Raw genomic sequence first — 12531 nt, 5'->3', positions numbered from 1 at the left:
AGATTGGGTTAGCCGGCATAAAGCCAGCCCTACATTAAAATAAGGTTATTTAGCCGGTGGTGTATAACCTTCAATCACTACATCTTTACCTTCAAATAAAAACTCAACCATGGCTTGCTCAATCACTTTACGATCATCAACATTCATCATGTTTAGTTTCTTTTCATTGATCAACATAGTTTGTTTAGCTTGCCACTGTCCCCAAGCTTCTTTGCTAATATTGTCAAAAATGCGCTTGCCTAATTCACCAGGATAAAGTTGAAAATCTAAACCATCTGCTTCTTTTTGCAGTAATTGACAAAATACGGTTCTGGCCATGTTCTAAATACCTTAATTATCTATAGCTGGGATAATAATTTCTGGGTTGGTGCCGCAACACCAAACTCGCGTTGTTGTTGTAAATTAAACCATATATCTTCACTATCGTTAACCAATAATGGTCGCGACGTAAGATCGATGACTATCGGGGTTATATCTAAATGGAAATGACTAAATGTATGGCGAAATGCGGCTAACTGGGTTTTATCAGCAATCTGTAATTGCTGTGTTTGTAACCACTCGTCTAACGCTGACGCGTCATCAAACTGAGGGAAACAGTACAATCCGCCCCAAATTCCTGATGTTGGACGACGTTGCAAATAGATATGTTGTTCACAGCGCATGATCAACATAGTCGTTTGTCGCTCAGGGATATTTTTTTTCGGCTTGGGTTGTGGGTAAGCCGTTTGTAAATTATTGGCTTTAGCAAAGCAGGTATCTTGCACAGGGCACAACTCACATAACGGTTTACCGCGCTTACATATAGTTGCGCCAATATCCATCATAGCTTGATTAAACACACTGGTTTGCTGCTTAGGTGTTACTTCTTCACTCAAAGCCCACAGCTTATCCGCTACCGGTTTTTGCCCTGGCCAGCCATCAACCATAAAGTGGCGAGCCAGCACACGCTTTACATTGCCATCTAAAATGGCAATGGGTTTATCTAAGGTTAACGACAACACTGCGCCCGCGGTCGAGCGGCCAATACCGGGTAAATCAACCACCTCAGTAAATTGCTCAGGAAACTGGCCATATTGTTCGACCATTTGCTTTGCAGCTTTTAACAAATTTCGCGCTCGAGCGTAATACCCAAGTCCAGTCCATAACTGTAACACATCATCTTCATTAGCATTGGCTAGATCATGCAGCGTGGGGTATTGCGCCATAAAGCGTTGAAAGTAAGGAATGACAGTGCTGACCTGTGTCTGCTGCAGCATGATTTCAGAAACCCAAACTCGGTACAGGGTTTTATCCTGCTGCCAAGGTAAGTCTTTGCGGCCATGTTTATCATGCCAGGACACAACGCGTTCAGAGAAACTATTTTTCACTTATCTCGTATCTTTAGTAAAAAAGTTGCGCCTAGGATACTGTCAGTACAAGGAAAATCCAGTTTAAACTTGTGTGGTTTTTCGATTTGTAGATAATAGCGCTGTTGTTAATATTGAGCCATTGCCAGAATTACCTATGTCAGAAACTTCTCAAGCCAGATTACAAAAAGCCATCGCTGATGGTCGAAAAATTCGCGAAGTAAAAAGCTTCGTATTACGTGAAGGCCGCCTAACCAAAGGCCAACAACAAGCGCTTGATGACTTTTGGCCAACCATGGGTGTCAATTACGCTAAGCAAGCACTCGACTTTAGCGATCTATTTGCTAATAACAATCCAGTAGTTTTGGAAATTGGTTTTGGCATGGGTGCATCTTTAGTTGAAATGGCGGCCAATAATCCTGATAAAAACTATATCGGGATCGAAGTACACAAACCTGGTGTTGGTGCGTGTTTAAAAACAGCTGATGAGCAAGGTGTGACTAATTTACGTTTGTTTGAGCATGACGCTGTCGAAGTACTAGCGGATATGATCGCCGACAACAGCTTAGCTCGAGTACAGCTATTTTTCCCTGATCCTTGGCATAAAAAGCGTCACCATAAACGCCGCATTGTTCAACCACAGTTTGTCCAGCTATTACGCAGTAAACTGGCTGTGGGTGGCAAATTTCATATGGCGACCGATTGGCAAAACTATGCAGAACACATGCTAGAAGTTATGGTACAAGCTGAGGGCTTTAAAAATACTGCAACCGAAGGCGATTACGTGCCAAGACCTGATTATCGGCCATTAACGAAGTTCGAAGAGCGCGGCCATCGATTGGGGCATGGCGTTTGGGATTTAATTTTTGAGAAAGTATGATTGGCATTGGTAGGGCTAGCTTTAAACCAGCGAACGCGATTTATTAAATTGACTCTATGTTAGTGGGGATAAACCCCACCCTACATACAGACAGTGGGGGAAAACACCCCCTACATCTGGACAATATGAATACCGATTACTTTAAGTAGCCATGTTCTTTTAAATAGCTAACTACATGCTCCGCGCATTGTTCGATATTGAGTTCAGCTGTTTTAACCACAATTTCAGGATTTTCTGGTGCTTCGTAAGGTGAATCTATGCCAGTAAAATGTTTTATTTCACCTTTACGTGCTTTTTGGTACAGGCCTTTAGGGTCGCGCTGTTCACACACCTCGATCGGTGTATCAATAAACACTTCCAAAAACTCAGCATCACCGACTAATTCACGAACTAATTGGCGATCAGCTTGAAAAGGCGAGATAAAAGCCGTTAATACAATTAAGCCCGAATCAACAAACAATTTGCTGATTTCGCCAATACGACGAATATTTTCTACTCTGTCTTCATCACTAAAGGTTAAGCCTTTATTAATACCGTGGCGAATATTATCACCATCAAGTAAATAAGAATGACAGCCTGCATCAAACAATTTCTGTTCGACCGCATTAGCCACAGTCGATTTACCTGAGCCGCTTAATCCAGTAAACCACAAAATACAAGGCTTTTGCTGCTTTTGCTCAGCTCTTTGCTGCTTGCTAACGGATGTGTTATGCCAAACAATATTTTCGTTCATTATGCATCTCTCTTATCCCGTCTTTATTTAAAACGGGTAAAAATAGGGTATTAAGCCCGCACAAAGCACTATGTAAACCAAAGTGATCGGCAAGCCAAATCTAATAAAATGAATAAATTTATAACCCGCGGTATTAAATACCAACAAGTTAGTTTGATAGCCATACGGGCTTAAAAAACAGGCGCTAGCACCAAAAGCTACCGCCATAACAAAGGGCAAGCTATCAACATTAAAACTATTAGCTAGGCCAATTGCCAATGGAAACATCAGTGCTGCCGCCGCAGTATTGGTTACCACTTCGGTAAATAATATAGTGACCAATAATAAACCGATTAATGCAGCTAGTGCCGAATGACCACTAAAAACACTGTGAATTTGGGTGGCGAGCAAATCACTTAAGCCGCTTAAGCTAATAGCTTGTGCTAAGGATAACGCGGCGGTAATAATTAACCATAAATCAAATGGAAATAACCGCTTCAGCTCATTGGATTTTAAAATTTGACTAAACAAACACGCAACAATAAATAGCACTAATCCGGTAAGCAAAGAAGTAAACCCAGCAATGCTTGTTGCCAGTACCGCTGCAAACCCACCAATAATAGCGGCATTTTGTTTTTTCGATAATGGCTGATCGACCACCATGTCAGAAATAACAAAAAAGTGCTTCGACAAATTTTTACGTTGCTTAAAATCAGGGCCAGCGGCTAACAGCAAGCTGTCACCTTCGCGTAAGGTGATCTCCCCTAGTTTACCCGGAATATTTAAACCGTTGCGCTTTAAGCCAACTACTGCTGCATCAAACATAGCGCGAAATCCGCTATTTTTAAGGGTATTACCGACCAATGACGAGCGCTCAGCCACTACGACTTCCACTAGGTTTTCACTCATCAAGCCTGTATGTTCAGCAAAAATTTTCGCGCCGGGTAACTGTTGCAACTCTTCAATATTTTTAACGTCACCTGAAAAGATAAGCCGATCACAAGGCTGCAATACGGTTGTCGGCGAAACAGGAGAAATAGAATGACCATCGCGTAACAACTCAACTAAATAAAACGAGTGAAGATTTCTTAGGTTAGCCTCTTCTACTGTTTTGCCATAAAGCTCTGAGTTATCACGTAGTTTAACATCGACAAAATAGTTGTTTTGGCTATTGTCTAATTCACAATGCGGCAAACTATTACGCCGTAGTACGATGATCACAATCCCCACCAAGGTCAAAACTATACCCAGCGGGAAAAAGGCAAAAAAGCTCAGCGATGGGTTGCCCTCACTCATCCAGAAACTATTAATAACCATATTGGTTGAAGTGCCAATTAAGGTTGTTGTGCCACCGAGTATGGCTGCATAACTTAAAGGCATCAGTAATTTAGATGCCGGATATCGATTCTGAGATTTGATCGGCCGAATTAAAGTCGCCACTATCGCCGTATTATTCAAAAAAGATGAAAATAGCGCGGCAAAACTCGTCAGTTTGATCACCGTAAGCTTGTCGCTACCGCGCAGTGCCAAACGGGCAATTTGCTTTAATAAACTGGTGCGTTCTAACGCGCGCGAAGCTAACAACAAGGCAATGAGTGTCGCAACCCCTGGGTTTACAGCATTAATCAAGGATTGTTCGGGTGTTAACGTGCCGGTTAAGATCAACCCAGTCAGCGTAGAAGTAAAAATTAAGGTAGGGCGCACATGAGTAAAGATCAGTGCGCATATAGTCGCGATAAAAATTATCGCGACTATTATTTGCTCAAGAGACATGTTTTACTTAATTAGTTCTTTTAGGTCAATCGCCTGCCAATGAGGGAAATGTTTACGAACTAATTGGTTAAACTCAAGTTCAAACTCGCTGAACTGACTAGCGCTAACTTGACTTTCAATGGCTTCAACTATCATGCCTGCACCAACAGTAACATTGCTAATACGGTCAATAATAATAAAGCTACCTAATAATTGATTGTCGTTATAACGGTCAATTGCAACTGGCGCATTAAAACTAACATCACATAAAGCGATTTCATTTAACGCTAGCTGTTCTGTTTGCTCATGCTCTAATGTATTAACGTTAATTCGGTAGTCAATTTTATCTATCTGACCTGCAGTCGATTTAGAGCCCAACTTAAAGTCATAAACCTTGCCAGGTTGTAGCCCTTGCTCGTCCATCCAAACGATATGTGCTTGCACGGCATTCGTGACTTTAGGCTCGTTATCAACCGGAACAATCACGTCACCACGGCTAATATCAATCTCATCTTCTAGCGTCAACGTAATCGCCATAGGCGCAAACGCTTCTTCTATTTCGCCGTCAAATGTAACGATTGATTTAACTTTAGAGGTTTTACCAGAAGGCATAGCCTTAACTTCATCACCAACTTTAACAATGCCTGAAGCGATTGTGCCAGCAAAACCACGGAAATCTAAGTTTGGACGATTGACATATTGCACAGGAAGACGGAAATCAGCTAAGTTGCGATCAGCAACAATTTCTACATTCTCCAGTACCTGCATTAAAGTTTCACCTTTATACCAAGGCGTACTTTCACTGCGAGAAACGACGTTATCGCCTTTAAGCGCAGAAATAGGCGCAAAGCGGATATCGTGAATATTTAATTCTTGAGCAAACTCAAGGTAAGCTTCTTTGATTTCTTCAAAACGCTCTTCACTAAAATCAACTAAGTCCATCTTGTTAACCGCAACAACAACGTGCTTAATGCCTAGCAAAGATACAATATAACTATGACGACGTGTTTGCGTTTGTACACCGTAACGCGCGTCAATTAAGATAATAGCTAAATCACAAGTCGAGGCGCCGGTTGCCATGTTACGCGTATATTGCTCATGACCAGGGGTGTCGGCAATAATAAATTTACGCTTTGACGTAGAGAAATAACGGTAAGCTACATCAATAGTAATACCTTGTTCACGCTCTGACTGTAAGCCATCAACTAACAAGGCTAAATCAATTTCTTCACCTGTTGTTCCGCTTTTTTTACTATCTTTAGTAATTGCGGCCAACTGATCTTCATAGATCATTTTTGAATCATGTAGCAAACGGCCAATTAAGGTACTTTTACCATCATCTACGCTACCACAGGTTAAAAAGCGCAATAGCTCTTTACTTTCATGTTCTTTTAAATAGGCATGAATATCTTTTTCAATCAAATCAGATTGATGTGACATGAGTCATCCTCTCTACGAAAACGTTTGTTCAAACGTTGTAATAAATCGTTGTAATTCGTCGTTGGGCAAATTGTTTATACCCGCAGCCGCTTTGCGGCCACCGCCAGTTGCGAACTGACGACATAATTCGTCCGCACCTAAAGGGTTATTTTTTGGTGCTCGCACCGAAACCAAATAACCCCCTTGGTCTAAATCTGTTAATACCGCATGTGCTAAATTTTGGCGCTCATTCGCTAAGTCATTACCCCATACACCCGATATACGTCGCGCCCATGCTTGATTAGGCAACTGATATATACGTCCTGTAGGTGACTCGTGTACTAATTGAGCTGTCTTCACTTTATCTAAATCGGCTTGGTAATTGGCCAATAGCGTTTGATATAAGCTATTTTTTGACTCAGCAAATTCAAGTGGATCTGGGTATGCCAATAAACGTTTGAATAGTTCAGCCGGTGTTATATGCAAATCTGCTAAACTCGCACCATAACCGTTGTAGTTTATCGCAATACCCAAAGCTTTTAATGTTTCACGCTGCGTTTGCGATAAGCCTTGTTGATCAGCTAAAGCTTCAGCACCCGTGAGAATATTGTCACCATAAGCGGCAACAATCGCCCAATTAGCATAAGCACCATTTAAATATTGATTGATCAATAAGCTGGTACAAGTATCTGGCGCGGTATTAATTAACGTCTCTAAATTAGCATGCTGAGGCATATCACCAGCAAAATGGTGGTCGCAATAAAACACCTGAGCACCATCAGCTAATACGGCAAGCAAAGCGTCATGGTTTTTATCCATTGAAATATCAAGCACAGTAACCAAGCTATCTGCTTGCCCTTTAACTTGGCTTAATAATTTAATGTCGCGTTTAACCCCAGTGATAAGCTCAGCATCACGCGGTTGCGCTAAGCGCAACTGTAATAGTGCGCAAATACCATCGGCGTCGCCATTAAAAACGTCGAAATGCGGCATACTTAGAAGTAACCTTCTATTTTTTTCTTTTCCATCGAGCCAGCAGAGTCACTATCTATCACTCGACCTTGACGCTCTGATGTTGTCGTTAACAGCATTTCTTGAATAATTTCTGGCAATGTCGCTGCTTCAGAGTTAACTGCTCCCGTTAGTGGGTAGCAACCTAACGTTCTAAAACGCACCATTTCCATATCTGGCTTTTCACCTTCTTCTAATGGCATACGGTCATCATCAACCATAATTTTCACGCCATCACGCATCACGACTGGACGCTCTTTAGAGAAGTAAAGGTCAGGAATTTGAATATTTTCTAAGTAAATGTATTGCCAAATATCTAACTCAGTCCAGTTTGATAATGGGAAAACACGAATGCTTTCACCTTTGGCCACTTTACTGTTGTAAATATTCCACAACTCTGGACGTTGGTTTTTCGGATCCCAGCGATGCTTTTTATCACGGAACGAATATACACGCTCTTTGGCACGCGATTTTTCTTCATCACGACGAGCACCACCAAAAGCGGCATCAAAACCATACTTATCTAAAGCTTGTTTTAATGCTTGGGTTTTCATGATGTCAGTATGCACAGCACTGCCATGACTAAACGGCCCAACACCTTGAGCTAACCCTTCAGGGTTTTGGTGCACTAATAATTCAAAATCTAACTCTTTGGCCATGCGATCACGAAATTCAATCATCTCGCGGAATTTCCAACCTGTATCGACATGCAATAAAGGAAAAGGTATTTTACCTGGGTAAAAAGCTTTGCGGGCCAAATGTAATAAAACCGACGAATCTTTACCGACAGAGTAAAGCATTACTGGGTTTTCGAACTCAGCCGCAACTTCTCTAAAAATGTGAATAGACTCAGCTTCAAGCTGCTTCAAATGGGTCAATCTGTGTTCTAACATAATTTGGCTGCTTCTTTAGTTGTCTCGGGCTAAGAAATACTTAACCAGACAGATTCAACAAAGTTATAAAATCAAGTAGTCTTATAATAAATCAGCATAGTCGAAACCCATAATCCAAATGGTTATGTGATATTTCCGCGCTGTCTTTAAGTTTATAATTTGACTACGGGCTTTCCTCAAAACAAACCTTGTTTGCTTTGAGGAATAAAATTAACTCGCTATTATAGACGATCTTAGACACAAATTAAGTTTGCCATGCTATCAGCACCTAGCCAATTACTCGAAAAACATTTAGAACTCTTAATCTCTGGCACCACGCTGGTTATTGATCCTTTAGTCAGTGACCAATTTACTCAAGCCCATTGGCCTGAAATGGACACTTGGCTACTGCGCGATATTGACTGTCCAAGTAAAGGCACCTCTTACTTATACCCCAACAGCCCAGCGCAAAAATACAATAACATTATTGTTTTTTATCCAAAGTCCAAAGAAAAACTCAATGTGTTAATAGATTTATTATCCCCTTACTGTCACGACAATTGTCAGATCCTATTTGTTGGGGAAAATAAAGGCGGAATAAAATCGCTAAAAAAACAATCTACACATGCCCTACAGTTTGTAAACAAATTAGCTTCAGGCAAACACTGTTTGTTATACAGAGCCAGTCTAATACCAGATTATCAAGCTAGTGATGTTCAGCCCAAACCATTTGAATTTACAATTAATACCACCCCAATGCCGGTCGCAAGTTTACCTGGCGTATTTTGCCATGGTCGATTAGATGAAGGTACGCAACTACTACTAGAAAATTTACCTTCTGCTATTTCTGGCAATATTTATGATTTAGCCTGTGGTTGTGGCGTCATTGGCACCTACATCGCAAAACACTATCAAATAGACCAACTGGTCTTATCAGATATTGATTGTTTTGCTGTTGAATCTGCCAAAAACACCCTACAACTGAACGATGTTCAGGGAAAATGCATAACCAGCAACGGATTAATGAAAATTTCATCTAAATTTGACTGGATTTTTACCAATCCCCCCTTTCACACAGGGGTTAAGATCGACTACGATATAACCGTGGCTTTCTTCAGGGACTGCAAGGCTAAGCTCAAACCAAATGGCAAGTTAGTCGTAGTCGCGAATAGTTTCTTGAAATATCCACCACTATTGCAAACACACTTTCAACGTGTCGACGTAATAGCCCAAAACAATAAGTTTAAGCTTTACGTTTGCTCGTAGGAATGCTCACTAATCTATGGCACAAAAATGGCATAGCAAAAAAGTGAGTAGATTAAAACTAACAAATAAAGGGCATCATTATGGCAGGGATCTTATCCATGATTCTAGCTGGCGGTGCGGGTACTCGTTTATTTCCACTAACCGAAACTCGTACAAAACCAGCTGTTCCGTTCGCAGGTCAATATCGTTTAATTGACTTTGTTTTAAACAACTTCGTTAATTCAGATTTACTAAAAATTTATGTGTTAACGCAATTCAAATCTCAGTCACTTAATATCCACCTCCGCCAAGCTTGGCATCTCTCTGGCTTAACAGACCAATTTATTGACCCAATTCCCGCACAAATGCGTATGGGTAAGCGTTGGTATGAAGGCACAGCCGATGCGATTTATCAAAACTTGCGATTAATTGAGATCCATCAGCCTGAGTTAGTTTGTGTATTTGGTTCAGACCACATTTACAAAATGAATGTGCGCCAAATGACGGATTACCACAAAGCCAAAGGAGCCTCATTAACTGTTGCAGGTATTCGTGTACCCATTGAAGAAGCACATCAATTTGGTGTTATCGAAATTGATGAAGAAGGCAAAATGATTGGCTTCCAAGAAAAACCAGCTAATCCTAAGTGTGTTCCTGGCCACCCTGACGTTGCCCTTATCTCAATGGGTAACTATGTGTTTGATCCAGATGAACTGTATCGCACATTAAAAGAAGATGCTCAAGATCCAAATTCAGACCACGACTTTGGTAAAAACATTATTCCAGGCTTAATGGCCGAAGGTAATGTTTACGTTTATGACTTTACTAATAACAAAATTCCAGGCGAAAAAGGCAATGCTTTCTACTGGCGTGATGTAGGTACGATAGATTCGTACTGGCAAGCCAATATGGATTTACTTGAAAAAGACAGTGAATTTGACCTTTACAATGCAAAATGGCCATTGCGCACTTATCATCCAACAGTACCACCTGCACAAGTATTAGAAACATCACAAGGCACACAAACGACTGTTGTTAACTCATCAATTGCGTCAGGCTGTTTATTACGCGGCGCTAAAGTAGAGAAATCAGTATTAGGCTTTAATGTACGAATTGAACCACGTTCAGAAATTTCTGAAAGTGTCATTATGGGTGATGCTGTCATAGGTAAAGGCTGCGTGCTGAAAAAAGCCATACTCGATAAGAACGTTCAATTAGCCGAAGGCACAACAATCGGAGTTGATCGCGAGCTTGATGAAAAACGCGGTTTTACCGTGTCTAAAAGTGGCATAGTAACCGTACCTAAAGGTGCTCGCATTGGGTTCGAAGATTAAGTATGAATATTCTTTTCGTTTCTTCTGAAGTTGAAGATTTAGCGAAAACAGGTGGATTGGCAGACGTTGCAAAAGCGCTGCCAATTGCTTTAAGCAAGCTAGATCAAAACGTTAAAATAGTTACGCCGTTTTACCGCACGACAGCCAACGCCGATCAAGCTAAAACGGTATTTGAAAACTTAGAAGTCATCGCTGGCGACCTACGCTATTACTACTCGGTAAAAGAAATCAACTTACACGGTGTCACAGTGTATGCCATCGACCAAGGTGATTTCTTTGATCGAGAAGGTATTTATAGTGACGGCTATGATGCTTATGCTGACAATGGCGAACGCTTTGCGTTTTTCAGCATGGCCGCTTTACATTTAGCCCATGTTTTACAATTTAAAGTGGATGTTGTTCATTGTAACGACTGGCACACAGCCTTAATTCCCTACTTTATGAAAAAGCATTGGCATTCAGATCCTTACTTAAGTGAAGCCAAATCAGTTTACACTGTACATAACGGCGCGTTCCAAGGTGTATTTAACTTAGAGCAAGTCCCCTTTTTACTAAAAAGTGGGGTTGACCATCAATATGTACATCACGGTATGGTTAACTGGGTAAAAATAGCTATTCAACATGCCGATAAGTTAGTCGCTGTTAGCCCAAGTTATGCGCAGGAATTGCAAACTGACCTTGGTTCACATCATTTAGGAGACTTGTTCCGTCAACGTAGTGCGGATATTACAGGTGTACTTAATGGCTGTGATTATAGCCAATGGGATCCTGCAACTGATGAGTTATTGCCAAGCACCTACAACGCCGATGACATGTCAGGTAAAGCATTTTGTAAAGCAACATTGCAACAGCAAAGCCACCTGCCTGTCGATGACAGTATTCCTATTATAGGCATGGTTTGTCGAATTACCGACCAAAAAGGGTTCTTCTACCTACTCCCTATTTTAGAGAATATTTTGCACCATAATGTGCAAATTGTGTTATGTGGTACTGGTGATCCTCAGTTTGTTGGCCAGCTTCAAGAGCTCAGTGAAAAGTATCGTAACAAGTTCTACTTTTTAAATGACTTTAGCTTACGCTTTGCCCATTTGATTACCGCGGGTAGTGACTTTTTCTTAATGCCCTCGCTATTTGAGCCTTGTGGTTTAAATCAGATGTATTCATTGGCCTATGGTACATTACCTATAGTCCGTGCGGTTGGTGGCTTAAAAGATACAATAGTCGATTACGAGGCTGATCCTGAAACCTGTAATGGCTTTGTTTTTCACCACCCTGAGCCTGAAGATCTGCTTAGCTGTGTTTTAAAAGCACTCTTGTTCTACTATGAGTACCCTGAGGTATTTAACACAGTAAAACATCGGGCAATTAAAACTCGCTTTACTTGGGATGCTGCCGCTCAACAATACCTTGCGGTATACAACTCTATGAAGTAATGGTCATTATTTCGATGAAAAGGCGGAGTTTTCTCCGCTTTTTTATTAGCTTTCAACACATACCGACCAAGCCAAGCCAAGCACATCATCATCGAAAAACATTAGCAGGAAAAATTCGAGTTCTCTGCTGGAATGAACCAATATAATCCTCTTGCTGATCGGCCAACAAACAGGGCACTAAACTCAATCTATCCCCATTAACAAAATAAATCGCATTTTGTTTATACTCAATAGCGAGATCGATAGCTGTACTTTGTTCAATTGCAACTAACCAACTCTTTTCACTGTAACTCAAATCCGCTGAGCAGCCATAAATACTACGATAAACTGTGTTCAAACGCTGAATATCATACTGTAGCGCTTTATCTTGAATGGTATTGAAAGAAGGAGACCTCAATTGTCCCAAAGGATTAAAAGCCGTAATAATGGCAAAATTCAAACTTTGTGATAAAGATTGCGCCATTACAAACTGCGTCGTTTTGTATAATGACCACAATTGCGAACTAGACGGTTGCATTATTCACCAT

At 40.9% G+C, this 12531-nt stretch carries 12 protein-coding genes; 4 read left to right on the top strand and 8 right to left on the bottom strand.

Translation table 11 applies throughout. The annotated features are described in order from the left end of the window. Positions 1-45: 45 nt before the first annotated feature. The gene (locus C2869_RS10015; RefSeq protein WP_108602798.1) at positions 46-318 is read right to left on the bottom strand and encodes an oxidative damage protection protein; all 273 of its coding nucleotides are present in this window, start codon (positions 316-318) and stop codon (positions 46-48) included. A gap of 20 nt (positions 319-338) precedes the next feature. Beyond that, positions 339-1367 carry an A/G-specific adenine glycosylase gene (mutY, locus tag C2869_RS10010; RefSeq protein ID WP_108602797.1) on the bottom strand — a complete coding sequence of 343 codons (1029 nt, stop codon included), beginning with the start codon at positions 1365-1367 and terminating at the stop codon, positions 339-341. 136 nt (positions 1368-1503) lie between these two features. Here mutY and trmB point away from each other — a divergent pair, with 136 nt between their 5' ends. Next, positions 1504-2226, top strand: a complete 723-nt coding sequence (trmB, locus tag C2869_RS10005; protein WP_108605029.1) for a tRNA (guanosine(46)-N7)-methyltransferase TrmB — start codon at positions 1504-1506, stop codon at positions 2224-2226. Positions 2227-2362: 136 nt separating this feature from the next. On the opposite strand, the gene cysC is transcribed toward trmB, so the two are convergent. From cysC to cysD, 5 genes are read right to left on the bottom strand one after another with little or no spacing between them, the layout of a single operon-like run. Further along, entirely contained in the window at positions 2363-2959 is a 597-nt protein-coding gene (gene cysC / locus C2869_RS10000) for an adenylyl-sulfate kinase (RefSeq protein WP_108602796.1), read from the bottom strand. 27 nt (positions 2960-2986) lie between these two features. Then, positions 2987-4711 (bottom strand): SLC13 family permease, encoded by a 1725-nt coding sequence (locus tag C2869_RS09995; protein WP_108602795.1) that lies wholly within the window; start codon positions 4709-4711, stop codon positions 2987-2989. 3 nt (positions 4712-4714) lie between these two features. Further along, positions 4715-6130, bottom strand: coding sequence for a sulfate adenylyltransferase subunit CysN (gene cysN / locus C2869_RS09990; protein WP_108602794.1), 1416 nt, complete (start codon positions 6128-6130; stop codon positions 4715-4717). A 12-nt stretch (positions 6131-6142) separates the two neighbouring features. Further along, the gene (locus C2869_RS09985) at positions 6143-7102 is read right to left on the bottom strand and encodes an acetyltransferase (protein ID WP_108602793.1); all 960 of its coding nucleotides are present in this window, start codon (positions 7100-7102) and stop codon (positions 6143-6145) included. Positions 7103-7104: 2 nt separating this feature from the next. Beyond that, positions 7105-8013 (bottom strand): sulfate adenylyltransferase subunit CysD, encoded by a 909-nt coding sequence (gene cysD, locus C2869_RS09980; RefSeq protein ID WP_108602792.1) that lies wholly within the window; start codon positions 8011-8013, stop codon positions 7105-7107. Between the two features lie 255 nt (positions 8014-8268). Here cysD and C2869_RS09975 point away from each other — a divergent pair, with 255 nt between their 5' ends. From C2869_RS09975 to glgA, 3 genes are all read left to right on the top strand, one after another. Beyond that, positions 8269-9258 (top strand): methyltransferase, encoded by a 990-nt coding sequence (locus C2869_RS09975; RefSeq protein WP_108602791.1) that lies wholly within the window; start codon positions 8269-8271, stop codon positions 9256-9258. Positions 9259-9338: 80 nt separating this feature from the next. Next, entirely contained in the window at positions 9339-10571 is a 1233-nt protein-coding gene (glgC, locus tag C2869_RS09970) for a glucose-1-phosphate adenylyltransferase (protein WP_108602790.1), read from the top strand. Positions 10572-10573: 2 nt separating this feature from the next. Further along, entirely contained in the window at positions 10574-12004 is a 1431-nt protein-coding gene (gene glgA, locus C2869_RS09965) for a glycogen synthase GlgA (RefSeq protein ID WP_108602789.1), read from the top strand. An 88-nt stretch (positions 12005-12092) separates the two neighbouring features. On the opposite strand, the gene C2869_RS09960 is transcribed toward glgA, so the two are convergent. Continuing rightward, on the bottom strand, positions 12093-12521 hold the full coding sequence (locus tag C2869_RS09960) for a DUF3293 domain-containing protein (RefSeq protein WP_108602788.1): 429 nt from the start codon (positions 12519-12521) through the stop codon (positions 12093-12095). Positions 12522-12531 lie beyond the last annotated feature (10 nt).

The sequence above is a fragment of the Saccharobesus litoralis genome, assembly GCF_003063625.1.
GTDB lineage: Bacteria > Pseudomonadota > Gammaproteobacteria > Enterobacterales > Alteromonadaceae > Saccharobesus > Saccharobesus litoralis.
This window is presented reverse-complemented; position numbering and strand designations above follow the sequence as displayed.